This window comes from Hongsoonwoonella zoysiae, from assembly GCF_013266695.1.
GTDB classification, from domain to species: Bacteria; Pseudomonadota; Alphaproteobacteria; order Rhizobiales; family Stappiaceae; genus Hongsoonwoonella; species Hongsoonwoonella zoysiae.
The window spans coordinates 2,347,182-2,372,761 of the sequence record NZ_JABRXF010000001.1; the positions used below are offsets into that span (position 1 = coordinate 2,347,182).

Annotated in this window: 24 protein-coding genes; 10 read left to right on the forward strand and 14 right to left on the reverse strand. The window is 61.9% G+C overall.

The window, feature by feature from the left end:
* Positions 1-16 precede the first annotated feature (16 nt).
* The 6 genes from nosZ to HPQ64_RS10905 are packed head-to-tail and all read left to right on the forward strand — an operon-like array spanning position 17 to position 6,563.
* Positions 17-1,942 carry a TAT-dependent nitrous-oxide reductase gene (gene nosZ, locus HPQ64_RS10880; RefSeq protein WP_172888354.1) on the forward strand — a complete coding sequence of 642 codons (1,926 nt, stop codon included), beginning with the start codon at positions 17-19 and terminating at the stop codon, positions 1,940-1,942.
* A gap of 2 nt (positions 1,943-1,944) precedes the next feature.
* Positions 1,945-3,234, forward strand: coding sequence for a nitrous oxide reductase family maturation protein NosD (locus HPQ64_RS10885; RefSeq protein ID WP_172888355.1), 1,290 nt, complete (start codon positions 1,945-1,947; stop codon positions 3,232-3,234).
* A complete protein-coding gene (locus HPQ64_RS10890) occupies positions 3,231-4,139 on the forward strand; it encodes an ABC transporter ATP-binding protein (RefSeq protein ID WP_172888356.1) in 909 nt (302 codons plus the stop codon). The genes HPQ64_RS10885 and HPQ64_RS10890 overlap by 4 nt, the downstream gene beginning before the upstream one ends.
* A gap of 2 nt (positions 4,140-4,141) precedes the next feature.
* Positions 4,142-4,972, forward strand: coding sequence for an ABC transporter permease (locus HPQ64_RS10895; RefSeq protein WP_172888357.1), 831 nt, complete (start codon positions 4,142-4,144; stop codon positions 4,970-4,972).
* On the forward strand, positions 4,969-5,544 hold the full coding sequence (locus HPQ64_RS10900; protein WP_172888358.1) for a nitrous oxide reductase accessory protein NosL: 576 nt from the start codon (positions 4,969-4,971) through the stop codon (positions 5,542-5,544). Before HPQ64_RS10895 ends, HPQ64_RS10900 begins: the two co-directional genes overlap by 4 nt.
* Positions 5,541-6,563, forward strand: coding sequence for an FAD:protein FMN transferase (locus tag HPQ64_RS10905; RefSeq protein WP_172888359.1), 1,023 nt, complete (start codon positions 5,541-5,543; stop codon positions 6,561-6,563). Before HPQ64_RS10900 ends, HPQ64_RS10905 begins: the two co-directional genes overlap by 4 nt.
* A gap of 117 nt (positions 6,564-6,680) precedes the next feature.
* Here HPQ64_RS10905 and HPQ64_RS10910 read toward each other — a convergent pair whose 3' ends face one another.
* The 5 genes from HPQ64_RS10910 to HPQ64_RS10930 all read right to left on the reverse strand — a co-directional run bounded on the left by HPQ64_RS10910 (position 6,681) and on the right by HPQ64_RS10930 (position 12,388).
* Complete coding sequence (locus HPQ64_RS10910) at positions 6,681-8,570, reverse strand: bifunctional sugar phosphate isomerase/epimerase/4-hydroxyphenylpyruvate dioxygenase family protein (protein WP_172888360.1); 1,890 nt, start codon at positions 8,568-8,570, stop codon at positions 6,681-6,683.
* A gap of 108 nt (positions 8,571-8,678) precedes the next feature.
* Positions 8,679-9,974, reverse strand: coding sequence for a TRAP transporter large permease (locus HPQ64_RS10915; protein ID WP_172888361.1), 1,296 nt, complete (start codon positions 9,972-9,974; stop codon positions 8,679-8,681).
* Positions 9,971-10,534 carry a TRAP transporter small permease gene (locus tag HPQ64_RS10920; protein ID WP_172888362.1) on the reverse strand — a complete coding sequence of 188 codons (564 nt, stop codon included), beginning with the start codon at positions 10,532-10,534 and terminating at the stop codon, positions 9,971-9,973. The genes HPQ64_RS10915 and HPQ64_RS10920 overlap by 4 nt, the downstream gene beginning before the upstream one ends.
* 27 nt (positions 10,535-10,561) lie before the next feature.
* A complete protein-coding gene (gene dctP, locus HPQ64_RS10925; protein ID WP_172888363.1) occupies positions 10,562-11,569 on the reverse strand; it encodes a TRAP transporter substrate-binding protein DctP in 1,008 nt (335 codons plus the stop codon).
* A 153-nt stretch (positions 11,570-11,722) separates the two neighbouring features.
* Positions 11,723-12,388 carry a GntR family transcriptional regulator gene (locus tag HPQ64_RS10930; RefSeq protein WP_172888364.1) on the reverse strand — a complete coding sequence of 222 codons (666 nt, stop codon included), beginning with the start codon at positions 12,386-12,388 and terminating at the stop codon, positions 11,723-11,725.
* A gap of 119 nt (positions 12,389-12,507) precedes the next feature.
* Here HPQ64_RS10930 and HPQ64_RS10935 point away from each other — a divergent pair, with 119 nt between their 5' ends.
* The 4 genes from HPQ64_RS10935 (at position 12,508) to HPQ64_RS10950 (ending at position 15,583) form a co-directional block, all read left to right on the forward strand.
* Positions 12,508-13,212, forward strand: a complete 705-nt coding sequence (locus tag HPQ64_RS10935) for a GntR family transcriptional regulator (RefSeq protein WP_172888365.1) — start codon at positions 12,508-12,510, stop codon at positions 13,210-13,212.
* A 26-nt stretch (positions 13,213-13,238) separates the two neighbouring features.
* On the forward strand, positions 13,239-13,676 hold the full coding sequence (gene aroQ / locus HPQ64_RS10940) for a type II 3-dehydroquinate dehydratase (RefSeq protein ID WP_172888608.1): 438 nt from the start codon (positions 13,239-13,241) through the stop codon (positions 13,674-13,676).
* Positions 13,673-14,698 (forward strand): Gfo/Idh/MocA family protein, encoded by a 1,026-nt coding sequence (locus HPQ64_RS10945; RefSeq protein ID WP_172888366.1) that lies wholly within the window; start codon positions 13,673-13,675, stop codon positions 14,696-14,698. Before aroQ ends, HPQ64_RS10945 begins: the two co-directional genes overlap by 4 nt.
* 120 nt (positions 14,699-14,818) lie before the next feature.
* Positions 14,819-15,583, forward strand: coding sequence for an HpcH/HpaI aldolase family protein (locus HPQ64_RS10950; RefSeq protein WP_172888367.1), 765 nt, complete (start codon positions 14,819-14,821; stop codon positions 15,581-15,583).
* Between the two features lie 20 nt (positions 15,584-15,603).
* Here the strand turns inward: HPQ64_RS10950 and HPQ64_RS10955 are convergent, their stop codons facing one another.
* From HPQ64_RS10955 to HPQ64_RS10995, 9 genes are all read right to left on the reverse strand, one after another.
* Positions 15,604-16,383 (reverse strand): sirohydrochlorin chelatase, encoded by a 780-nt coding sequence (locus HPQ64_RS10955; protein ID WP_172888368.1) that lies wholly within the window; start codon positions 16,381-16,383, stop codon positions 15,604-15,606.
* Positions 16,340-17,905, reverse strand: coding sequence for a cytochrome D1 domain-containing protein (locus tag HPQ64_RS10960; RefSeq protein WP_172888369.1), 1,566 nt, complete (start codon positions 17,903-17,905; stop codon positions 16,340-16,342). Before HPQ64_RS10960 ends, HPQ64_RS10955 begins: the two co-directional genes overlap by 44 nt.
* Positions 17,880-19,094, reverse strand: coding sequence for a heme d1 biosynthesis radical SAM protein NirJ (nirJ, locus tag HPQ64_RS10965; protein ID WP_172888370.1), 1,215 nt, complete (start codon positions 19,092-19,094; stop codon positions 17,880-17,882). Before nirJ ends, HPQ64_RS10960 begins: the two co-directional genes overlap by 26 nt.
* Complete coding sequence (gene ahbB, locus HPQ64_RS20405; RefSeq protein WP_172888371.1) at positions 19,082-20,170, reverse strand: siroheme decarboxylase subunit beta; 1,089 nt, start codon at positions 20,168-20,170, stop codon at positions 19,082-19,084. The genes nirJ and ahbB (HPQ64_RS20405) overlap by 13 nt, the downstream gene beginning before the upstream one ends.
* Positions 20,171-20,173: 3 nt before the next feature.
* Complete coding sequence (gene ahbB / locus HPQ64_RS10975; RefSeq protein WP_172888372.1) at positions 20,174-21,199, reverse strand: siroheme decarboxylase subunit beta; 1,026 nt, start codon at positions 21,197-21,199, stop codon at positions 20,174-20,176.
* A 54-nt stretch (positions 21,200-21,253) separates the two neighbouring features.
* The gene (locus HPQ64_RS10980) at positions 21,254-22,435 is read right to left on the reverse strand and encodes a cytochrome D1 domain-containing protein (RefSeq protein ID WP_172888373.1); all 1,182 of its coding nucleotides are present in this window, start codon (positions 22,433-22,435) and stop codon (positions 21,254-21,256) included.
* A complete protein-coding gene (locus tag HPQ64_RS10985; protein WP_210260152.1) occupies positions 22,432-22,758 on the reverse strand; it encodes a c-type cytochrome in 327 nt (108 codons plus the stop codon). The genes HPQ64_RS10980 and HPQ64_RS10985 overlap by 4 nt, the downstream gene beginning before the upstream one ends.
* Positions 22,751-23,536, reverse strand: coding sequence for a uroporphyrinogen-III C-methyltransferase (gene cobA / locus HPQ64_RS10990; RefSeq protein ID WP_172888374.1), 786 nt, complete (start codon positions 23,534-23,536; stop codon positions 22,751-22,753). The genes HPQ64_RS10985 and cobA overlap by 8 nt, the downstream gene beginning before the upstream one ends.
* 208 nt (positions 23,537-23,744) lie before the next feature.
* A complete protein-coding gene (locus HPQ64_RS10995; protein ID WP_172888375.1) occupies positions 23,745-25,520 on the reverse strand; it encodes a nitrite reductase in 1,776 nt (591 codons plus the stop codon).
* Positions 25,521-25,580: the final 60 nt, after the last annotated feature.

Consider the following 25,580-nt stretch of genomic DNA (forward strand, 5'->3'; position numbering starts at 1 on the left):
AGGAAAGGAAAGTGCCATGACGGAGAAAACGAAACTGGATGGCGTCTCGCGCCGCGATCTGCTTGGCGGCACCGCCAAGACGGCGCTCGTGGCGGGCGTCGGTGCCGCGACGGGGGCGGGCGCGATATCGACCTTCGCGCCGCAAAACGCCCTTGCCCAGGCGGAAGCGCGGTTCGAGCTCGCACCGGGCGAGCTTGACGAATATTACGGCTTCTGGTCGTCCGGCCAGACGGGCGAATTGCGCATCCTCGGCGTGCCTTCCATGCGCGAGTTGATGCGCGTTCCCGTCTTCAACCGCTGCTCGGCGACGGGCTGGGGCCAGACGAATGAATCGCGCAAGATCCTGACCGAGGGCCTCCTGCCGGAAACGAAGACCTATCTTGCCGCGCAAGGCAAGGAGACCTACGACAACGGCGACCTTCACCACCCGCATATGTCGTTCACCGATGGCACCTATGACGGGCGCTACCTCTTCATGAACGACAAGGCGAACACCCGCGTTGCCCGCGTTCGCTGCGACGTCATGAAATGCGACAAGATCATCGAGATCCCGAACGCGCATGACATCCACGGCATGCGCCCGCAAAAATACCCGCGCACGGGCTATGTCTTCGCCAATGGCGAGCATGAAGCTCCGCTCGTCAACGACGGCAAGATCCTCGACGATCCCTCGCAGTATGTGAACATCTTCACCGCCATCGACGGCGATGCGATGGAGGTCGCCTGGCAGGTGATGGTCAGCGGCAACCTCGACAACACGGACTGCGACTATCAGGGCAAATACGCCTTCTCCACCAGCTACAACTCGGAGATGGGCATGAACCTCGCCGAGATGACGGCGAACGAGCTCGACCATGTCGTGGTCTTCAACATCGCGGAGATCGAAAAGGGCATCGCCGAGGGCGACTTCCAGGAGCTTAACGGCGTCAAGGTTCTCGACGGACGAAAGGGTTCCAACAAGAAGTACACCCGTTACATCCCGATCCCGAACAGCCCGCACGGCGTCAACACGGCACCGGACAGGAAGCACGTCGTCGTCAACGGCAAGCTGTCGCCGACCTGCTCGGTGATCGACGTCGAAAAGCTCGACGCGCTGTTCGAGACGGATGCCGACCCGCGTTCGGCCATCGTCGCCGAGCCGCAACTTGGCCTCGGGCCTCTCCACACCGCCTTCGACGGGCAGGGAAATGCGTTCACCACGCTCTTCCTCGACAGCCAGGTCGTGAAGTGGAACCTCGAAAAGGCCGTGCGCGCCTACGCGGGTGAGGATGTCGACCCGATCATCTCCAAGGTCGATGTTCACTACCAGCCCGGCCACAATTCCACCTCCATGGGCGAGACGGCGGAAGCCGACGGCAAGTGGCTGATCTCGATGAACAAGTTCTCCAAGGACCGGTTCTTGAACGTCGGTCCGCTGAAACCGGAGAACGAGCAGCTCATCGACATTTCCGGCGGCGAAATGAAGGTCGTCCACGACGGCCCGACCTTCGCCGAGCCGCACGACAGCATCATCGTGCATCGCTCGAAGGTGAATCCTGTCACCGTCTGGCAGCGCGACGACCCGATGTTCGCCGATGCGGTCCAGCAGGCGAAGGCAGACGGTGTCGATCTCATGAACGACGCCACCGTCATCCGCGACGGCAACAAGGTGCGCGTCTACATGTATTCGGTCGCGCCGACCTTCGCGCTTGAAAGCTTCACGGTGAAGCAGGGCGACGAGGTCACGGTCTACGTCACCAACATCGACGATATCGACGACCTGACCCACGGCTTCTGCCTGTCGAACTTCGGCATCGCCATGGAGGTCGCCCCGCAGGCGACGGCCTCGGTCACTTTCATTGCCGAGCGTCCGGGCGTGCATTGGTATTATTGCCAGTGGTTCTGCCACGCCCTCCACATGGAAATGCGCGGACGCATGTTCGTCGAGCCAAGGGCTGCCTGATCATGAAACGTTTCCGGCTCATATCGCACCTTTTCGTCCTCGCTGCGTTGGCGATGCCGTCTGCCCTGCAGGCGGCGGAAGTCAGGGTCGCGGCGGAGCCGGGGGCGCTTCTTCGGGCAATCGAAAACGCTCAGGCCGGGGATCGTCTCCGGCTTGAACCCGGACAGCACGAGGGGCCGGTCGTCATAACCGTGCCTCTCGTGCTTGATGGTGGCGATGCTGCGACTTTAAGCGGATCGGGCACTGGCAGCGTCGTCACCATCGAAGCTCCCGACGTCACGGTGAAGGGCCTGACGATCACCGGCTCCGGCCTGTCGGCGGAAACGCTCGATGCCGGGGTCAAGCTCCTGAAACCGGCGAGGAACGCCGTCGTTTCGGGGAACCGCATTCTCGACAATCTCGTCGGCGTCGACGTTCACGGGGCGAAGGATGCGAAGGTTCTCGACAACCTGATCGAGGGCCGGCGGGATCTTCGCATGAACGAGCGCGGCAACGGCATTTACGTCTGGAATTCTCCGGGCCTGCTCGCCGAAGGAAACACCATCCGCTACGGCCGCGACGGCATTTTCGTAAACAACAGCCACCAGGACGTTTTCCGGCGCAACACCTTCGAAAAGCTGCGCTTCGCCGTCCACTACATGCATGGCAACAGCGGCGTGATCGAAGATAACGTCTCCATCGGCAACGATATCGGCTACGCGCTGATGTTTTCAAAGCGCCTCAGGGTCGCGAACAATGTCTCCATAAACGATGCCGACCACGGGCTTATGCTGAATTTCGCCAATCAGGCGGAGGTTGCGGGCAATTACGTGCGCGGCGGCGGCGAAAAATGCCTCTTCATCTACAACGCCAGCAAGAATTCCATCACCGGCAACCGGTTCGAGGCCTGCGAGATCGGCGTGCATTTCACAGCCGGATCGGAGCGTAACGACTTCGCCGGCAACGCCTTCATCGCCAACAGGACCCAGGTGAAATACGTCGGCACCCGCCATCTCGACTGGTCGACGGGCGGGCGTGGCAACTACTGGTCGGATCATTCGGCCTTCGACACGAATGGCGACGGCGTCGCCGAAGCCGCCTACCGGCCGAACGACATGATGGACCAGATCCTGTGGACCCAGCCTGCCGCCAAGCTTCTGACGGGCAGTCCCGCCGTTCAGCTCCTGAGCTTCACCCAATCGCGGTTTCCCGCACTCCTGCCGGGCGGCGTCGTCGACACCGCACCCCTGATGCATGCCCCGGCTCTCGATCTGCCGGAGGCAGCGGCCCAGTTTCTCGGAGAAAAAGGATGACTGACAGCGTCCTTTCCATAAAAAACCTCACCAAGCGCTTCGGCAGGCAAACCGCCGTCGATGGCGTCTCCTTCCACATCGAACCGGGAGAGCGCGCCGCCCTCATCGGCCATAACGGCGCGGGCAAGACGACGCTCATCAAGTCGATCCTCGGTTTCCTCACGCCCGAGGAAGGCTCGATTTCCGTTCTGGGGAATGAGCCCGGCAGCAATGCCGCGCGCCGTTCGGTCGCCTATCTGCCTGAGGCCGTCGCCTTCCAGAAGGCGCTGACCGGCGTTGAAATCCTGACCTTCTTCTCCAGGCTCAAGGGAGAAGACCCGAAGGCCGTGCCCGGCCTGCTTGAAAAGGTAGGCCTCAGCGAGGCGGGCCGCCGCCGTGTCGGGACCTACTCCAAGGGCATGCGCCAGCGCCTCGGCCTCGCGCAAGCGCTGATCGGCGAGCCGTCGCTGGTTCTGCTGGACGAGCCGACAAGCGGTCTCGACCCGGTCTCGCGGCAAGATTTCTATGCGCTGGTGGAAGAGGTCGCCGCGCGCGGTGCCGCCGTTCTTCTTTCTTCCCACGCGCTTTCGGAAGTGGAGGCAAAGACGGACCGCGTCCTCATCATGGCGCATGGCAAGCTCGTCGCCGACGACACGCTTGCCTCATTGCGCCGGGCCGCGCGGCTTCCCATTCGCCTGCGCGTGCAGGGAGCGGAGGTTGCCGCCGACGAGATTGCCCAACGTCTCGGCGGCAGACGCGTCAATTGCCGCTCGGTGGAGCTTTTCTGCGATGCGGATGAAAAACTTTCGCATCTCGCCGCGATTTCGGCCCTCGGCTCGCTGGTCGAGGATGTCGAGGTCACCCTGCCGAGCCTTGACGATGTCTACCGCCATTTCACCGGCGTCGATGCGAAAAAGGAAAGCTGACCATGTTCACTCGTGTCCTTGCCGTCGCATCGCTTGAAATTCGCATCGGCCTGCGCAACCGCTGGCTGCTTCTGGCAACGCTCATCCTGGCGGCCTTCTCGCTGGCGCTCGCGCTGCTAGGTTCCGCGCCTGCCGGCACGCTCGGTGTTGATCGCATGACGATCACCGTCGCATCTTTGGCAAGCCTCTCGGTCTATCTCGTGCCGCTGCTTGCGCTTCTGCTCGCCTTCGACGCCATTTCGGGAGAGATAGACCGGGGCACGGCGCTCCTCATCTTTTCATCGCCCATATCGCGGGTCGAATTTCTGCTCGGTAAGGCGATCGGCCATTTCGCGGTCATCCTCATCGCGCTCCTGCTCGGTTACGGTCTGACGGCTGGCGTGCTCGTCGCCTTCGGCGGCGGGTCTCTCGCAGGCCTCACCGATTTCGCGCGTCTCATCGCGACATCCGCCATGCTGGGTCTTTCGTTCCTGGCGATAGGCTATATCGCCAGCAGCGCCACGCGTGCGCCCGGCACCGCCGCGGCCCTTGCTATCGGCATCTGGCTCGTCGCCGTGGTGCTTTACGATCTTGCCCTTCTCGGCGCGCTCGTTGCCGATAACGGAGGCACCTTCTCCCGTTCCGTCTTTCCGCTGGCGCTTCTCGCCAACCCGGCGGATGCCTTTCGGCTCTTCAATCTGGCGGCTCTTGGCGCATCGGATCTGGTTGGCGGCATGGCCGGCGTTTCGGACGCGCTTCCCTATCCGCCGTCCGCCGCTCTTGCCGCAATAGCCGGCGTCACGCTCGCTGCCTTTGCCGCCGCTGCCGCCATTCTGAAAAGGATCGAACCATGACCCGGCTTTCGCCAGTCCTGCGCGGCCTCGCCCTCGGCTTTTCGGCCGTCCTCCTTACCGCCTGCAACGAGGTAGAGGTTGCCGAACGTCCTGATCCGGTCACCCTCACGGTGGAGGCCGCAGGTCATTACTGCCAGATGACGGTGCTCGATCATGACGGCCCCAAGGCGCAAATTCATCTGGCCGGCAATCCGAACCCCGTCTGGTTCACCCAGGTGCGCGATGCCGTTGCCTTCACCCGCATGCCGGAAGAACCGAAGGACTGGACGGCGGTTTACGTCAACGACATGGGGCGTGCCGAAAGCTGGGCCAATCCCGGCATCGACAATTGGGTGGAGGCGCGCGAGGCCTTCTTCGTCATCGGCTCCACGAAGCGCGGCGGCATGGGCGCGAAAGAGACCATTCCCTTCCGCGTGGAAGAAGAGGCCTTTGAATTCGCGGCCGAATTCGGCGGCGCCGTCGTGAAGCTCGACGATATTCCGACCGACTATGTGCTGGCGCCCATGGATGAAACGGCCATGCCCGGCATGTCTGGCGAAGGTCCGTATGACGTAAGCGAGGCAACGCAATGACCCGGAAACTATCGCCCGATCCGAAGTTGAGCCGCCGCCGTTTCCTGATGGTGGCCGGTGCTGCGGCGGCGCTCGGCCTGACGTCGCAGGCCGCCTTTGCCTCAGCCGATATTCCGGTTCACCGCTGGCGAGGCATTGCACTTGGTGCTGAAGCCGAAATCCGCCTCGTCCATCCTGACAAGCGCGAGGCAAACCGCATTCTCAAGGCGGCGGAGGCCGAAATCCGCCGGCTGGAGGCGATCTTCAGCCTTTATCGCGAAGACAGCGCGCTCGTGCGTTTGAACCGCGAAGGAAGTCTTGCGGCACCTCCGCTCGATCTCGTCTCCCTTCTCGGCACGGTCGATCTCGTCCATTCGTCGACCGGCGGGGCTTTCGATCCCACGGTCCAGCCGCTGTGGTCGCTCTACGCCCGGCATTTCGTTGAAAATCCGGCGGCGATCGAAGGTCCTGACCCGAGGAAGATCGCCGAAACGCTTGGCCGTACCGGTTGGTATGCGGTCGATTTCGATGCCGATCGCATCCGTTTCACCTGCGACGGCATGGCGCTTACGCTCAACGGCATCGCGCAAGGGTACGTTACCGACCGTGTCGCAGCGCTCCTGAAATCGAACGGTATTTCGGATGTTCTGGTCGATGTCGGCGAGATCAACGCCCTTGGCCGCGATCGCGCCGGTTCGGACGGTTGGGCGGTGACGCTCGATCCCGACCATTCGGGTGAGGGCGAAAGGGTGACCCTGCGTGATCGCGCGGTCGCCAGTTCCGCGCGCAACGGCATGCTCATCGGCGGGGATAAGTCCTTCGCCCACATCCTCGATCCGCGCACCGGTCGTCCCGTGGCAACGGACCTTGCCGGCGTCAGCGTTATCGCGCCGACCGCCACTTTGGCGGACGGGTTATCCACGGCAGCGCTGGTGACGGGTTTTGACGGTCTCAAGTCGTCGCTAGGGAAATTCGATGGTGTCTCCGCCCGCGCCTTGTTGGAGACGGGGGAGCTTCGCTGGCTCGGCAAAACGGGCTGATCGGATTTTCCGCATCTGTATCGGGTTTTCGGGGCGGGTTGGAAGAAAAGGAATTCTTTTCGCCCCGATTTGCCGCCTGTTTCACCTTTTTGGCCGCGCCTGGAATTCTCTTGAACGCTAGATTCTGGGCATGCCCTTCGGCCGCAGCAGGCGTTTTTGCGCTGCGATCCGGAACGGTGCGTTCGCCGCGCCGAAGCCTGAATACTTACCCCGCCTTTCCAGAATTTCGAAAAACACTCCGCCCGCGAAAGGCGCGGAATAAAGCTGGAAGAATTCGCCGCCATTGTCCCGGTCGTAAAGGATGTTTGCGGCTTTCATTCTTTCAAGTTCCGCCGTTTTTATATCGAAGCGTGCCGACAGATCGTCGTAATAGTTCGACGGGATCGGTAGAGGCTTGAATTCCAGTTGGAACAACCGCTCGGCGGACTTGAAAATATCTTTGGTAGCGAAGGCTATATGCTGCACCGATGCGCCGAATGTTTCGGCAAGAAATCCTCCGGCCAGCGTCCGGTGCGTCTCCGCTCCGTTCAATGTGATACGGAATGCGCCGTCGCCGGTCTCAATTGCCTGGCTGCGCACCAGCCCGTCGGGGTCGATGACGTCAACCATCGGCGATTTCGTCATTTGAAACAAGGACGTATAGAAGAGAGACCAGCTCAGCATCTCGTCATAGGTCATCGTCTGCGCGATATGGTCTATGCTCTTCAGTCCAGCATCCGACGCAGCAGTATTTTGCGAATTCCTGAACTCCACATCCCAGACTTTCGCCAGGCCGCTCGCCTCGTCGATGAAGTGCAAAACACTGCCGCCGAGGCCGCGAATGGCCGGAATGTCCAGTTCTCCGGGTCCCGTGGCTTGCGAAAACGGCTCGGTGCCAAGTGCTACGGCGCGCTTGACCGTCTCATCCGCTGAGGCGACGGAAAGTCCGATATCGCAGACCGTCGTGCCCCGCGCATTATAGGCGCTTGCCGCGTGGCCGGTGGCTTCGCGGTTGACGACGATCCGGATATCGCCCTGACGCCACAGCGTAAGATCCTTTGAGATATGCTTGCCCGCCACCTGAAATCCGAGCGTGCCGAGAAGCCCCTCCAGGCTCTCTGCCTCCTTGCCCCTGGACGCGAATTCGACGAAAGCCGTCCCATTGATCCGGCTGCGCGCCGGGATCGGGTCGAGGTCCAACGCAATATCGGGCTCGGCGCGGCGAACGTCGTCCATCAGGCAGATCAGCGAGCGGTAGCCGTCTTTCGCGATCGTCGCGGGCCTCCCGCCCCGGAACTGATCGTTGAAAATCTCGAGGCTGATCGGCCCTTCGTATCCGGCCGCCATGACCGCGCGCATGAAGTCGGTCACCGGCAGGTCGCCTTCGCCCGGCATATTGCGGAAATGGCGGGACCAGTAGAGAAGATCCATCTCGATGGCCGGCGCATCCGCCAATTGCACGAAAAAGATGCGGTCGCCCGGAATCCTGCGGATCGTGTCGGGGTCGATCTTGCGTGCAAGCGTATGGAAACTGTCGAGGATCAGGCCGATATTCGGGTGGTCGGCACGCCGCACGATCTCCCATGCGTCGCGGTGATCGTTGACATGGCGTCCCCAGGCAAGTGCCTCGTAACCCACCCGCAATCCGCGTTTTTCCGCGCGTTCGCCAAGTTCCGCGAAGTCGGCAGCCGCCCGGTCGATCCCGCCGATCGCCTGCGGATGCACGCTGGAACAGACCAGAACCAGATCGGTCCCTAACTCCTGCATCAGGTCGAACTTGCGCTCGGCCCGGTCGAAGGCCTTTGCGCGCAGCGGTTCGGGCAGACCCTCGAAGTTGCGAAACGGCTGAAACAGGGTTATTTCTAGGCCCATGTCGCGGATCTGGCGGCCGACCTCGCGCGGCGGGCCGTCGTGGGCGATGAAGTCCTGCTCGAATATCTCGATTCCGTCGAAGCCTGCCGCCGAAATCGCTTCGAGCTTCTCGGTCAGATTTCCGGAAATCGAGACTGTGGCGATCGACGTTTTCATGCGGTTTCCGATGTGAATTGCGGAAATTAAGGCGTCTCCGCGAGCGCCTGACATGCTTGACAGCTTAACATCCGCGCAATGCGGGGGGATAGAAGACCGTGATGAGGCTCATCCGGGGTAGCCGAACAGACGGGGCAGGAAGAGCACGATATCCGGCAGCAGGATCAGCGCCAGAAGGGCCAGGATCAGCACGCCAAGGAATGGCCAGATCTCGCCGATGATTTCCGAAAGCGGAATGCGCGTTACGGCATTGATGACGAAAAGTAAGATTCCATAGGGCGGGGTGATCAGCCCGATCATGCAATTGACCACGGCGACGACGCCGAAATGCACAAGGTCGATGCCGAGTTCGTTGCAGGTGGGCAGGAACAGCGGAATGATGACGAGGATGATCGTTGTTGCGTCAAGCACGCAGCCGAGCAGCAGAAGCAGTAGGTTGACCGCCAGCAGGAAAATCAGCGGGTGAACGTCGAGGCCGACTAGCGTTTTGGCGAGCACATTGGGTATGTTTTCCGAGGCGACCACGTAATTCAGGATCAGCGCGCCGCCGATCACGATGCCGACGGCGGCAGAGGATCGCGCACTTTCCACAAGTATCCTGTAGAGGGTCTTCAGCGACAGCGCCCGATAGAAAAGCGACGCAAGAACAAGGGCATAGAACGCCGCTACTGCAGCTGCTTCCGTCGGCGTCGTTACGCCGCCGTAGATCCCGTAAAGCAGGATCGCCGGCATCAAGAGGGCAGGGAACGCGGTGACTGTATATCCGGGAAGTTCCCGCAAGGGCACCGGGTCCTCCAGCGCGAAGCCGCGCCTGTGCGAAATCCAGGTGTTCATCCCCATCAGCACGACACCCATCAAAAGGCCCGGCAAAATGCCGGCGAGGAACAGGTAACCGATGGAACTGTTTGAAACCAAAGCATAAAGAACCATCGGGATCGACGGCGGGATGATCGGGCCGATGGTGGCCGACGCCGCCGTGATCGCGGCCGCGTAACCGCGCGTGTAATGGCCGCTCTTGGTCATCATTTCGATGATGATCTTGCCGATGCCGGCAGCATCCGCGACGGCCGAACCCGACATGCCGGAAAAGATCAGCGAAGCGACGACGTTCACATGCCCCAGGCCACCCCGGAACCTGCCGACGAGCGCCACGCAGAACCGCAAGAGCCTGTCGCTGATGGTGCCGGCGTTCATGATGTTGGCGGCGACGATGAAAAGCGGCACGGCGAGCAGGATGAAGCTGTTGTAGAGCCCGTCCATCAGCACCTTGCCGGCGACGCCGATACCCTGGCCGGCTGCCGCGAGGTAGACGAGCGCGGAAAGCAGTATCGCATAGGCGATCGGCGTTCCGATCCCGGCGAAGAAGAACAGCGTCGCGAGGCAGAGAAAGAATTCGAGGCTCATTCGTCGATCCGCCCTTCGCCGTGGTGGATCGGCTTCTCCTCTTTGTGGTGGAACACGACCCACACGCGCCATGCGTAGCGAAGGGCGACAATGATCAGGAACGCGGCGTAAATAGCGTAGATATGGCGCATCCTGATCCAGTCGCCCAAAAAGCCGGAAAGCGTCGCGGTTTGCTTCAGCCTGAGGATATGGAACTTCTCCCAGGTCGGCTCCAGCGATGCGAGAAACCCGATCGAGATCGCCAGCCCGCCGATGATCGCGAACCATTTTCGCGTTGTCGGACGGACGTAGTTGTAAAGAACGTCGAAAGTGACGTGGTCCTGCTCGCGCACGATGAAGGAATTTCCCCAGAAGATCAGCCAAACCCAAAGGGCAAGGCAGAACTCGAGCGTCCAGCCGTAGCGCGACGGATCAAGGATCGGGACGGCCTCGGCGATCCACTCGGCGCGGGCGGTATATCTGATCGTGATCTGGAGAATGAATGTCGCGAACATGGCGGCCATTATCGCGGCCGCCACGCTCTCCGTCCCGCGGGAGAACCATTTGGCTAATGTTCTCATGCCGTCTCCCCGCGGGCCGAGTGAAGATCAGTTGCCGAGCGCGTTGATCTTGTCGAGCACGCCTTCAGGCCAGGCCTCGGCGAACTTGGAGCCGACATATTCGTTCTGCACATGGGTGCGGAAAGCCTCGAGATCCGGCTCGTAGATCTCAAGCCCCTGTTCCTTCAGGAAGGCGACGAGTTCATCTTCCTTCTTGAGTTGGGCCTGGCGTCCGCTTTCGGCCGCCGCATCGGCAGCTTCCTGCACTGTTTTCTGCTGTTCGGGCGTCAGGCTGTCCCAAACCTCCTTGGAAAATGCGATGTAGTTGAGGTCGACCAGATGCGAGGTCAGGACGATCTGGTTCGTCACCTCGTAGAACTTCGCGTCAACCACCGTCGGCAAGGGATTGTCCTGTCCGTCGACTGAAGCCGTCTGCAGCGCGGTATAGACTTCGGTGAAGGCCATCGGCGTCGGGTTGGCGCCGAGCGCCTTGCCGAGGAACTGCCACGCGTCCGTGCCCGGCATCCTGAGGTTCACGCCGGCAAGATCCTCCGGCGTCATGACGGTCAGCTCTTCCTTGGTCTGGCGCAGGTTGACGTGACGGCGGCCCAGATACATGACCGAAAGCAGCTTCACGCCAAGCTCGTCCTCCACCTTCTGTTTGAACGGATCCATCAGCGGATCGTTGAAGACGGCGACCTGATGGGCTGCATCCTGATGGACGTAGCCGGTCGCGAAAATCGAAAACTCCGGAAAGAAGGTCGCAAGCTCCTGAGCGGAGGCGATCGACATTTCAAGGTCGCCCGAAGCGATGGCCTCCAGCTCGCTGCCTTGTGCCACGAGAGAGGCATTGTAGTGCGGCTCGTAGACGGCGAAGTCCGCAACGGCAGGCGCGAAGACCTCGGCAAGAGCGACCGAGCGCTGGTCGGTTTCGGATGCCGGCGTCGACATGCGAAGCGTGATCTTGTCCTGAGCCTGCGCCGGCATGCCGGCGGACAAGGCGACCACGGCGGCCGCCGCGGCGAGCAAGGTTCGACGCGCGATTTTCATTGGCATGGTGTTTCCTCCCTCAACGAGCTTTGCCCGCCATTCTCCCCGGCGGTATGGCTTACGTAGCGTACGTGAGGATAGTGCATGTTAAACGGTATTTTCGCAATACATACTATGATCATAAAAATAATCGATTATTTTGAGTATGCTAAGATACTCTCAGTCCTGCCAGTTTTCCAACGCGTGATTGACCCCGCCTTCGATGTGCCGGCGCAGGATGCGCTCTGCCGTATCGGCGTCGCGCTCAAGCGCGGCCTTGAGAAGCTGCCTGTGTTCCGCCGCCGCGGTCTCGCCGCGAAACGTCAAAACCCGCATCTGGTAGCGCAGATATTTGTCGAAGACGGTTCCATGCAGGAACATGAGCTCGGAGGATCCGCACGCGCTTATGAGCGATTGGTGGAATTCCCAGTCGCCTTGCTTCCAGGTTTCACGAACCGCGTAATCGCCGGCGGCCATTTTCTGCTCCATGCGGTGCAACTTGTGATGTGCCGCGACGATTCTCGCTTCCCACTGCGTATCGCCGGCTTCCAGCGAGCGTTTCAGGGCGTGTCCCTCCAGAAGGATGCGCAGTTCGGCCACGTCCTGAAGCCCTTCGGGCGTAACGGGGGAAACGTGGAAGCCGCGATGTCCCTCACTCTTCACGAAACCTTCGGCGACAAGCCGGCTCAGGCATTCGCGGATCGTCGAGATGGAAACGCCGTAGCGGTTCCTCAGATCGTTGAGCAGAAGCTTGCCGCCGGCGGGAAGCCTGCCGAATACGATGTCGCGGCGCATCGTGTCGTAGAGGCCGCTGCCTTTAAGGGCGTCTTGCTGTGAGATCGTCATTGGCGACGCGCTCCGACCTTCAGATGCGACAGCATACAACCTTTTAGACGTTGCCAAAAACCAAAATGATTATAAAAATCGATTATCGTGCAATTCGACAGACAAAACAGGCGAGACTTATGGCGCCAGCCACCCCGTCGAGCGAGCCAGGCAAGCTTACCCGCGCATCGCGCGTTGCTGCCGAGCTGCGTGGTGAGATCCTGCAAGGCGGCTTGCGACCGGGCGCCAAGCTCAATCTCGATCAACTGAGGGAAAGGCTGGAGGTTTCTCTGTCGCCGTTGCGCGAGGCGATTTCCCGGCTCGTCGCGGAAGGGCTGGTCGAGATCGAAGATCAGCGCGGCTTCAGGGTCGCCCCCGTATCGGAGCAAAACCTGACGGAAATTATCGAAATGCGCGCGGATCTCGAGTGTCTGGCGCTTGGCCTGTCCATCGAGCGCGGTGACATCGATTGGGAAAGCCGCGTTCTTTCCGCGCTTCATACCCTTCAGCGTATGAATCAGGAGCCGGCAGGGGCACGGGCGCATGACAAACGCGCGGCGGCGCATGCCGCGTTTCACGAGGCTTTGGCGTCAGGCTGCGCGCGCGCCACGCTCATCAGGCTATGCACCAGCTTTTACGACCAGAACCGCCGCTACATGAATATCCTGTTTCCCGATCCGGGCGAGCGGTGGCGCGGCGCGGACGATCACGGCGCGATAGCGCAAGCGGCTGTGGGGCGGAAGAAGGGGCTTGCGGTCGAGCTGTTGCGCCAAGACATCGAGCAGGCCGGGGCGCCCCTCGCCGCGCGTCTCGTAGAAACCGAAAAACGGCAAACCACTCCATGAAACGGTCAGACAAGGAAAATACCGCGATGGACAGGAATGTACTTATTTTGAATGGTCCCAACCTGAACCTGCTCGGCAAGCGCCAGCCGGAAATCTACGGCTACGAGACGCTTGCCGATGTGGAGGACGCTTGCCGGAAGGTGGGCGGGGAATTCGGCCTCGACTGCGAATTGAGGCAATCGAACCATGAAGGCGAGCTTGTCGACTGGATTCATGAGGCAAGAGAGGAGGCTGCCGGAATCATCATAAACCCCGGCGCCTATTCGCATACTTCGGTGGCTATCCTCGATGCTCTCAAAGCCTTCGAAGGCCCGGTGATCGAGGTTCACGTCTCCAACATCCATAAACGCGAATCCTTCCGGCATCATTCCTATGTCAGCCTTCGCGCCGACGGCGTGATCGCGGGCTGCGGAATTGAAGGCTATTCGCTTGCCATGCGCCGGTTGGGGAGCCTCGTCAAATGAACGGAATCGCCGTTGCCGGTGCGGGGATGATCGGCAAGCGCCACCTCGCGGCGCTGCGGATTGCGGGGCTTCCGGTCCATTCCGTCATCGATCCGGATCCTGCCACGGCGGCAATCGCCGCGGAATTCGGCGTTCCCCATTACGAGAGCCTGGATAAGGGGCTTGAGGCCAAGCCTGCGGGCGTCGTGGTCGCGACGCCGAACGTCCTTCACCCTGAAGGGGCGATGGCTTGCATTTCCGCGCAAGTGCCGGTGCTCATTGAAAAGCCGATCACCACGGAACTTGCCGACGCGGTTCGGATTGTCGAGGCGGGCGAGGCGGCGAATGTCCCGGTGTTGACAGGACAGCACCGCCGCCATCTGCCGGTCGTGCGGGCCGCGAAGGAGCGTATCGACGCGGGCGCGCTCGGCACGCTTGTCGCCGCTCATGCGATGTTCTGGATTTCCAAGCCGGACGATTATTTCGAAACACCCTGGCGGCGCTCGAAAGGGGCGGGGCCAATTCTGATGAACGCCATTCACGATCTCGACCTCCTGCGCTATTTGCTCGGCGAGGTCGAAAGTGTCAGGGCTGTGCAGACGAACCGTATCCGCAATCACGAGATCGAGGATGCCTGCGCCGCGCTCCTGACCTTCGAAAGCGGTGTGATCTGCACGTTGCAGATATCGGATGCGGTCGTGTCGCCATGGTCGTTCGAACTTACGGCGCATGACAATCCGGCCTATCCGCCGACGGATCAGAACGCGCTCTTCATCGGCGGAACGCATGGCTCGCTTTCGCTGCCGAGGGGCGAGGAATGGAGCGACGGCGGCAAGCGCGACTGGTGGCAGCCAATCGCCCGCACGACGCTTTTGCGTGGCGGCGACGATCCGCTTGTCGCGCAGCTTGAGAATTTCACCGCTGTTATCAGGGGTGAGGAAGCGCCGGTCTGCTCGGGGCGCGAAGGCATGAAATCGCTCGCTGCGCTTGTCGCGCTTCGCGACGCCGCGCAAAGCGGCAAAACGGAAGTTCCCGAGGTATGATCGCAACGGAACGTGCCGGGGGCAGGGCACTGAACCGACGCAGATTTTGTTCAGGGCACCGGCTGGCGAATAAGCTGATTTTATCATACAAATGCGCGTCCATATCGTAGGGGAAATTCAATGGATCTTCCGAAGAACCACTTCAAGGCCGCGCTGAGATCGGGGAAACACCAGCTCGGCTTCTGGAACTCGATCGGCGGCAACACCGTGCCGGAGATCCTGGCCGCCTGCGGATACGACTGGGTGATGGTCGATACCGAGCATTCGCCCGTCGAAGTGGTGGATATCCTGCCGGCACTTCAGGCCATTGCGGGCTATCCGGGTGTTTCGGCGGTGGTGCGGCCCGCGATCAACGATCCCGTGCTGATCAAACGCGTCCTCGATATGGGCGCCCAGACGCTGCTGATCCCTTACGTGCAATCGGCGGAGGAGGCTAAGGCGGCGGTCAGCGCGATGCGCTATCCCCCCGCCGGCATCAGGGGTGTGGCGGGTGTCACGCGGGCAAGCCGCTTCGGCAAGGCGACGGACTACATCAAGCGGGCATCCGAAGAGCTTTGCCTTATCGTCCAGGTGGAAACGAAGGCCGCGCTCGACCGGCTTGAGGAGATCGCCTCGGTCGAAGGTGTGGACGGCGTTTTTATCGGCCCGGCGGATTTGAGCGCAAGCCTTGGGTTTCCGGGCGAGCCGAACCACCCCGATGTCGTCAAGCAGATCGAAGGAGCGTACAAGCGGCTTGCCGATATCGGCGTTCCTTCGGGAGTACTCACATTGAATGAGGATTTCGCCCGCCGCTCCATGGAGCTTGGCACGGCATTCACGGCAATCGGCGTGGACCTTGCCGTCGTCGTCGACGGCGTCACCGCGCTTCGGGAGAGGTTTTCGTAGCCGGAGGTCCTTCGCCCGGTTCAGGCGGTCAGCCTCTGTCGCTCGCCGTGCCGGACACCGAGAACTTCCGCGATTTCTCTGGTGACGAGTTCGGCAACGCCCGGCATCAGACCGACGGGGGGCGAAAGGTAGCCCGCATGGCCCTGAAGCTTCAGCGCGTTTGCCACGTCTTCTTCCGAGTGCCCGCCGTTGGCCGCGAAATAGCGCACGACCGCGAAATTCGCCCCGATTATGGGAAGCGCCTCTTCGAAAAGCGGCGCTTCCTCCAGGAAAAGGCAGGGAATTCCCTCTTGCCCCATTTCGCGTCCGAGGGAACTGGCGAAAGTTTCCGCCGCCTTTCTTGGCCGCTTCCCCATAGCCGAGCCATGCGCGACCACGACGATGGGCGGCAGTTGGGCGGATGAAAGTTCGCGGCGCATATTGCGAGCGACAAGACCGGAAAGACCCGCCATCAGCCCAAGCGGGGTAAGAATGCGGGCGTCGCTACGGCCCAGGTTCTCAAGCCGCCGCGGCAGCGCCTTGGAAACGTAATAGCCGTCCGACAGGAAATGCGGATAGACGACAATCCCCCGATCCTCGCCGACCCTTGCCATGACCGTCTCGAGCGAAGGTTCGCCGTTCAGCACCGCAGGCCTCACTTCGAAATCCGGCAGCCTCTCGCCAAGTTCACGGCAGAACGCGAGAAATCCGTCGTTCGCGTCTTCCCGCGCTCCCGCGCCGTGGGCCACGGCGAGGAGGACCGGGCCATTGACGGTCTTAATGGCTGGTGCCTTCGGAGAAGGTGATCTTGTTCCAGACATTGTATTTTCCTGAAGGCTTTCTCATCGGCAGCCGCTTGACCTCTTCAAGCGTTTCTGCGTCGTAGACGATCACGGCGCCATCATCCTCCCATAGCGAGACAAGTGCGTGCTTGCCCTCCCGGTCGAATTCCACGTGGGCTGCCGTCTTGCCGGGTTCGGGGCGCAGCGTCCTGACGATCTCGAGCGTTTCCTTGTCGATTACGTGCATCACGTCCTTGTTGGGCCCGAAGAAGACATCCGTCCACGCATAGCGCGAATTCTCGTGCGAGCGCATGAAGAAACCCGGTCCGTCCGTTTCTATCGTCTTCAATACGGACCAGTCGTCCATTGCGATCACCGAAATCTTCGCTTCCTTGAGGTGCGGCGTCGCCATGACGGGCCGTCCCTGCCGCGTCCATGTGATGCCGGAGCCCAGATGCGGAAAACCGGGAAGCGGCAGGCGCGCGATCTCGCGCCCGACAATGAGATTGACTACGACGCCCGTTCCCCCGTCGCGCGCGGAGCCGATGAGGTTGCGGTAGCCGGGGTCGAAGAAGAAGTCGTCGAGCGGTTCGGAAACCTCGATCCGGCGGCGCGCGAACAGTCCTTTTTCGACGGCAAGCGCCTCCACCATTCCCTTTTCGTGGGAATGCACGAAACCGGTGTAGACGGGTTTCGCGTTCGGATCGGTGGCGATTTCCCAGATTTCGGCGACATCCTTCAGCGCGACGATGAAACTGTCGCGTTCGGGTGCCTGGTAGACGGCGGAAACGCGGGAACTGTTGCCCTTGCGGTCTTCCGCCTCGAAGATTTTCTCAACCGACAGGTCATCGGTGGAAAGCACCACCAGCGAATGCGGCAGGTAGTTGGCGACTGCCAGATGCCTGCCGTCCTTCGAGATCGCGATGTTGCGCGCGTTGATCGCGGCGCGCACCTCGCCGACCTTCTCAAGCCCGTAAAGGTCGTATTTCGTCACCCAGCCGTCGCGCGACATGAAGAAGACATAGCGCCCGTCGGGCGTGAACTTCGGCCCACCATGCAGCGCGTAATGCGTTTGGAACCGGGTGATCGGCTCGAAGGTATCGCCGTTCAGGACCGTGGCGTGATGGTCGCCCGTCTCCACGACGACGAAGAGATTGTAACGGTCCGCGTCGAAGACGGGTTCCGACACGGGTTTGTAGTCCGCATTGAGCGTGCGCGACGCTTCAATCTCGGCCTTGCCCCAGACCGGCATTTCGCCGAGCGGCTTCATGACGAATTCCGCAAGGGCTGCGATCTCGTCCTCGCTCAAGGCTTCCGCAAAGGCCGGCATCTGCGTCTGCGCGCGGCCATTGGCGATCACGCCCTGAAGCGCTTCCTTTTTCTGCCGCCCCAGGCTTTCGGGGATCAACGACGGCCCGATGGCGCCGAGCCGGGCCGGGCCATGGCACTCCGCGCAATTATCGCGGTAAAGCTGCTCGGTGGAAGACGGTTCGCCGGCAAGCGCTGTTGTGCAGAAAAACGAAAGCGCCGCCGCCTCAAGAATAGCGATGAACCGCTTCATGGCGCGCTCCTCTGAAAGGGGTAAGCTCAACGCGGGAACTGGTTGGCTGCTTGAGGCCGATTTCGCTGTCGCTGAGATAGCAGGACGGATCTTCGGCGAAGGGATCTCCGGTAAGCTGGAGCGCGCGCACGCGCGTGTTACCGCCGCAGATCTTCAGGAAAGCGCATTCGCCGCACCGTCCGGACAGCGGGCGAGGGCGCATTTTCAACTTCGCCATCACCGGATCGGAGGTATCCGCCCAGATGTCGCCGAACGGCCGCTTTTTCACGTTACCCAGCGAATAATGCCACCAGAAGCTGTCCGGATGCACCTCGCCCAGATTATCGATGTTGGCGATGTTGACGCCAGAAGCATTGCCGCCCCATCGTGTCAGCACCTCTTCCAGGTGGCCGGCGTTTTCAGGTATCACGGCGCGGGCCCATTGCAGCAGATAGACGCCGTCGGCATCGTTGTTGCCGGTCACGATTTCGCGGGTGCGTCCCGCTTTCACATCATCGAAGGCCGCCTTGAACAGCCGGTCCATTGCACACCGTGTGATTGCATGGGCTGCGTCCGAACCTCTGTTCTTGTTGCCGCGTCCGGCATAGACGAGGTGGGACAGATAGACCTTGTCGACGCCTTCTTCGTCCGCAAGCGCCAGTATGTCGTCGAGGTTGCGGGCATTGTCCGCCGTCATGGTGAAGCGCAGGCCCACCTTCACCCCGCGCGCCTTCAGGTGGCGCACCGCCTTGAGCGAAAGATCATAGGCGCCGATCTGCCCGCGAAACGCGTCATGCACGGCACCGATGCCGTCGAGGCTGATGCCGACATAATCGTAGCCGGCCGCTGCGATCCGCTCGGCCATCGGCTCATCTATAAGCGTGCCGTTGGTCGATAGGCCAACGTAAAAGCCGAGTGCCTTCGCGCGTTCGGAAACCGTGAAGATGTCGGGCCGCATCAGCGGTTCGCCGCCCGAAAGGATAAGAACGGGAACGTGCGCGGCCTTGAGATCGTCCATCACGTCGAAGACCTGGCGCGTTGAAAGCTCGCCTGGAAAATCCACATCGCCGGATATCGAATAGCAATGCTTGCACTTGAGGTTGCAGCGGCGGATCAGGTTCCAAATCACCACGGGACCGGGAGGCGCGCGATGAGGGCCGAGAGGGCTCGGGTTCACCAGTTCCTTCATGTAATGTGTCAGGCGGAACATGCCTTGCCTCCTTGGGATGGCGCAACGGTATTGGATGGTTGAAGTCTCAGCCCGGTCTTCTTGAGGATCCTGGTGGAGACCAGCTGGTTGGCGGAGCGAAGATGCGGCCCGCAAGCTTCTCTCAATGCCGAGATCTTCGTTTCGATTTCGGCTTTCGAGCGGCCATGAACCATGGCGAAAAGGTTGTACGGCCAATCGGGCAGATGGCGCGGGCGCTCGTAGCAGTGGGAGACGAAAGGAAGGGTGCCGATCTTTCGCCCGACGTCCTCCAGCGCATCGTCCGCGATGTCCCAGACGGTCATCGCGTTTTCGCTCCAGCCGAGCGCATAGTGGTTCGGCACCGCCGCGATCCGGCGAATGGCACCGCGCGCGATCATTCCCCGTGTGCGCTCGATCACTGCGCCCTCGCTTGTATCGAGGTCTTCGGCGACCCGGACGAAGGGCCGGGGAACGAGCGCGATGCCAGCCTGCATCGCTTCCACGAGTTTTCGGTCTTCTTCGGTGAAGGGAACGTCTTCGCAGCGTGTCGCGGGCGGCAGAGGCCGTGAAACAAGCCCGGTCTCTTCCGGCGGCGTCACTTTCAGCCCGATATAGAATTCGTTGAGTTTCGGAAATCGCAGCACGTCGAGCCCGCATTCGGCCTCGATCGCCTGTACCGCCGCTTCGATGCGTAATGGGTCGTCGCTCGCAACGACGAACCACATGTTGAGCGCGTGGTCGCGGGCATAGTTATGCGCGACTTCCCGGTGCGCATTGACGACATCCGCAACCGCGTCGAAGCGTGGTTCCGGCACGCTCATCGCACACAGACACACGGCCCCGCCCAGGCGCTCGGCGTCAAACAAGGGGCCGAATCTGGTCAAAAGGCCCGCCTCGCTCCAGTGTCTCAGCCGCGTCAGCAGGCCTTTTTCGGAAAGGCCCAGTTCTTCCGCGACTGCGGCGAACGGTCGGCTTTCCGCCGGGATGCCATCCTGCAGCCTGTCGAGAACGCGCCAATCGTCGCGGGAAAGGGAGATGTCCCTTCCTTTTCCCGGTTTAATGCGGATCGCCGGACCGGCTTTGTTGGGGTGGGCCATCGGTCAACTCCCGTTGCCGGTTCGGTCCGCGCAAAGCAGCGGACCGCGCTGGCGGAAGCATTTGGTCGAAAAAAGCACTGCCATGTCGCGGCGGGTCAGGCCGGTTAGCCTTTTCACACGCTCGATCACGGGCTCGGCTTGCGCGCGCGAACGCGCATGCACCATGCAATAGAGGTTGAACGGCCACCCGGTTGCACGCCGCCGCCGATAGCAGAGCGTGACGCCCGGTACATGCGAAAGGCGTTCGCCCACGGCGTCCACATCGTCGTCGGCGATGTCGAAGACGACCATGGCATTAGCCCCGAAGCCGAGCGTGCGATGTTTGACGACGACGCCGAAGCGGCGGATAACGCCGGCCTGCGAGAGCCTTGCAAGGCGGGCGAGCACATCCGCCTCGCTGCGCCCCGCCCGCCGGCCGATTTCGTAAAAGGGGCGGAAGACGAAGGGCAGCCCATCCTGGAGCGCTGCGAGGACTTCGCGATCCTCCGGTTCTATGGCGCTGGCGTCGGCGGGCCGCAACCGGCGCTTGACGAGGCTGTCCTCCGGCCTGCCCTCGATGGAGAACCCGAGGTCGAGGTGGAAGGGGCGCTCAAGCCTGAGATCAAGCACGTCCTTCCCGAGGCGCGATGAAATGCGCTCAAGGCTTACGTCGAGCGCGGCCTCATCCGCTGCGGTCACGACGAACCAGAGATTGACCTTGTGGTCGCGCTCGTAATTGTGGTTGACGCCGGGCTCCATATTGATCAGCCGCACGGCCTCGGCGATGTCGGCTTTCTCGACACAGACGGCCGCAAGCGTCGAAGCGCCCACGGTATTGGGCGCCAGAACCGCGCCGATGCGGGAAATGGCATTGTTTGCCTGCAAAGTCCGGAAACGCTCCAGAACCTCGCGTTCGCGAAGATCCAGCTCGCCCGCGATCACCTGGAAGGGATGCGGCACGAGCGGAAAGTCATGCTGCCAACGGTCAAGCAGCGCCAGGTCGATCGCCCTCGATTCCTGCTGCGTTTCCTGATCGAGGCCCGTCGGCATGCGGCGCCTCGGGCCGCGCGATTGCATGGATACATTCGCTTGTTCGAGCATGGCTCAAAGCCCCGTCTTGTGCGCGCGGGCGGTGAAGAAGATGCCGCTCGGCTTTTCCGCCGGAAGGCTCGCGATCTTTTCGAGCTTTGCGGTGTCCCACACCTGAAGCTCGTTTTCGTCGCGCACGCTCATCCAAACCTCGTGGCCGCGGGGCGCGAACTCCATGTGAAGCACGCCGGGGCCGGGTTCGAGTGTGGCTGCGACCTTGCGGCTCGGCGTATCGATTACCTGCACGAAGCGGTTGTCGGGCGGGGCGAAATTGACGAAGACCTGCCGCCCGTCGGGCCGGCTCATGGCGAACACCGGCTGACCCAGCAGCGGTACTCGGCCGACCTCTTCGAAGCTGCGGTCGTCGACGATCAACACTTCGTGGCGGCCGATCGCCGGCAGGTAGAACGCGCCGGAAGCTTTCGCCCAGCCTTCCAGATGCGGCATCTTGTAGACGGGAAGCGGCTTCTCGCCCCGCCCGTATCCGGCGAGGATCTTTCGCGCTCTCAGTGGGTGTTCCCAAAGGTCGATATGAGCAAGCCCGTCTTCGCCGAAGAGGCCGGCGATATAGTGCCGCCCGTCCCCCGTCACCAGGGCGTCATAGGGATTGGCGCCGATCTCCTCGATCTTGGTGATGGCAGGCGCTGGGCCTTTCGAGAAATCGGCGATCCAGGCTTCGCCCGCCTCCCACGTGGAGAAGACGAAACGTCGGCCCGGCACGTCCACCAGCCCGATGGTCTTCGAGCCGGTTTTGATGTCGGCGAAGAGTTCCAGCGTTTCGGCATCGAACACCTTGACGCCGCCCGGCTCGTAATTGGACACGGCGACGAGTTTCCCGTCGTCGGAGATCGCCCCGCCGATCGCGTTTCCCGATTGTACGGTGCGCGCGACGACTTCCGCCGTCAGGATGTCGAGTTTCGTCAGCCCGCCATCGCGGCCGAAGACATAGGCGAAACGCTCGTCGCGCGAGAATACGGCCGAGGCGTGGCTGATATCGCCGAAGCCTTCGACGCGGGCTATGCGCTCATGCTTTGTCGTATCGATGATCAGCACGGAGCCTGTGGCACGCTCGATGACGATGCCGAGGTCTCCGGTTCCGCGAAGCCGCGGTGCGCCGGTCGCGAAAGCCGGCGTTGCCGCGAGTGGCAGCGCGCTTGCTCCGAGCACCGCGGAAAGCATGAAGGAGCGGCGGTTCATTCTGCGATCCTCCCGTCCTTGAGCGCATCGGCGATCCATTCGGCCTCGTCCCGGTCGATGACACCGTCCCAGCCGGGCATTGCCGTCGTCGGAACGCCGTAGAGGATCACTTCCGTCAGTGTTTCCTTGTCGTAGTGGGCGATGTCTTTGGGCAGGAGGGGCGACCCGAGCCCGCCCTTCAGCGTCAGCCCGTGGCAGGAGCCGCAGTCCTGGCGCACGAACTCCGACAGGCGGGCAATGTCGTCCGTGCCGAGATCGCCCGCATGGGCTGCGGCCACGAGAAGGGTGGCAATCATGGCGGATATGGCGAGACGGCTAGGCACGAGCGGCCTCCAGGTCTTGCGGTTTGATAGCAGGGATTTCCAGCCCGAAGCAGGCCGCAAGCCCGACCACCCGGCCGATCATGAAGGTCACCGGGCTCCTGAAGCCGGCCTGCCGGGCGCGCTCTTCGATATCGTCGAGACTGGCGATCAGCCGGCGCTCGTCCGCGCGGGTGGCTTTCTCCACCGCCAGAACCGGCGTTGAAGCAGGCAGGCCATGGGCCATCAGGCGCGAGGTGATTTCGCTCAGATTCGCAAGCCCCATGTAGACGACGAGCGTGGTGTCGGGATCGGCAAGGCTCATCCAGTCGAGATCGAGCGGTTCGCCTTCCTTGCAGTGCCCGGTGACGTAACGCACGCCGTGGGCTAGACCCCGATGGGTCAGAGGAATGCGCGTTGCGGCGGAAAGGCCTTGCGCCGCCGTGATGCCGGGTACGACCTCGAAGTCGATACCGGCTTCGACAAGGCGGATCGCTTCCTCGCCGCCGCGCCCGAAGATGTAGGGGTCGCCACCCTTCAGGCGCACGACCGTTGCGTGTTCTCCGGCGAGTTCGACGAGAATGTCGTTGATGCGCTCCTGCGGCACCGGATGGCGGCGCGGCTCCTTGCCGACGCACACCATCAGCGCGGAAGCCGGCGCAAGCGCAAGGATATCGGCTGAGACGAGCCGGTCGTAGACGATGGCATCCGCCTTGGAAAGATAGCGGATAGCGCGTGCGGTCATGAGATCGGGATCACCCGGACCCGCACCGATGAGATAGACCTTGCCGCAGCCCGGCATGACGCGTTTCTCCCGCTTGAATCTTGGCTGGGATCACCATCGTTCGCGGCGGCTTTCTTCTCCTTGACCATTGTCAAGACAGCAGGAACTGCGACGTATCGACCGCATGGGGAGCAAAAAAAGCCCGCCCGGCGAACCGGGCGGGCCTTCGGGAGCGAGCCTTTGCAGCGCGGAGGGTATCCGCCGCGTCGCCCTTCAGTGCTCAGCGTCAGTAGACGTCGTTACGCGTGTTGTAGACGTTGAACTTGCCGGTCGGCGTGATCAGGTTCGGATCCTTGATCACCTCCTTCAGCTCAAGCGTCTTGTCATCGACGATGACGATCGCGCTTTCCTCTTCCTTGCCGTTCCACACCGAGAACCAGATCTCGTCGCCGGCGACGTTGTATTCGCCCTGGACGATGCGGCGTTGGCCTTCGGTGATACCGGACCATTCGCCGATCGGAAGCACGGTGTATTCCGGTTCGTCATTGGCGAGATCGGCGATATTGAAGACGGCGACGGAGGCGGAAATTTCCGCTTCAGGGTTGAGCGGGGTATCGACGTAGATGTGCCCGGAATTCGGATGGCTCTTGATGAAGAGCGATCCGCCCCCCTGGCCCTCGACCGTCTGCACCACCTTCCACGCCTGCTCGGGATGGCCTTCCGGATCGGTGCCGATGAAGGAGATGACCTCGTCGCCGAGATGGCTCGTCGCCCACACGGGTCCGTAGGTCGGGTGCATGATGTTCGCGCCGCGGCCCGGATGCGGGGTCGTGCCCTGCGTGTCGATCACGCCGACGAGCTTGCCTTCCTTGGTATCGACCACCGCGACCTTGTTGCGCGCGTTGGCGGCGACCAGGAAGTAGCGCTTAGAGGAATCGAACCCGCCGTCATGCAGGAAGCGTTCGGCCTCAAGCGCGGTAACCTTCAGGTTTTCAAGGTCCGAATAGTCGACGAGCAGGATGTGCCCTGTCTCCTTCACGTTGACGATGAATTCCGGGTTGTAGTGCGAGGCGACGATGGACGCCACGCGCGGCTCAGGGTGATATTCCTGCGTGTCGTAGGTCATGCCGCGCGTCGAAACCACCTTCAGGGGCTCCAGCGTCGCGCCGTCCATGATCACGTATTGCGGCGGCCAGTAGGAACCGGCGATGGCGTATTTGTCCTCGAAGCCCTCGAACTTGGAGGTTTCGACAGAGCGCGCCTCGGAGCCGACCTTGATTTCCGCAACCGTGGCCGGCGTTTCCATCCAAAGGTCGATCATGTTGATCTTGGCGTCGCGCCCGATCACGAAGAGATAGCGCCCGGAAGCGGAAATACGCGAGATGTGAACCGCATAGCCGGTCGGGATTCGCGTCACGATCTCCTTGGTATCGCCGTCGATCAGCGCCACTTCGCCCGTGTCGCGCAGCGTCACGGAGAAGAGGTTGTCGAGGTTGAGGTCGTTTTGCTGGCTCGTCGGGCGCTGGTCTTCGGGAATGACAACCTTCCAGCTCTCCTTCATTTCGGCAAGGCCGAACTCCGGCGGCTGGGCCGGTTCATTGAGCAGGTAGCGCGCCATAAGGTCGATCTCGTCATCCGACAGTTCACCGGAAGTGCCCCAGTTCGGCATGCCTGCGGGCGAGCCGTAGTTGATGAACGACTGCAGATAATCGTATCCGAGTTCGGTCGTGATATCGGTTGTCAGCGGCTTGCCGGTGGCACCCTTGCGCAACACGCCGTGACAGCCGGCGCAGCGTTCGAAATAGATCTTGTTGGCGGCCTGGAACTCGTCGCCCGTCAGGGTCGGCGCGCCGGGCTTTTGGCCTGGCTGTTCCAATTGGGTTTCGCCGAGAACGTCCTGCTGCGGCTGGTATTGCCCGCTGGGTGTCGTCTCATGCTGTTTCTTTGCGTCTTGCGCCAGCGCGCCGCCAACGCCGACAGGCGATGCGACCATGGCAGCGGAAAGCGGGATCACGATCGCGGATAGCAACGTGGTCGTCCGCAGGAATGATGCGAGTTTCATCTCAGTCTCCCGGACATGCGGATCAGGCGATTGCAACCTTGCAGACCCCGGGCCGTCATC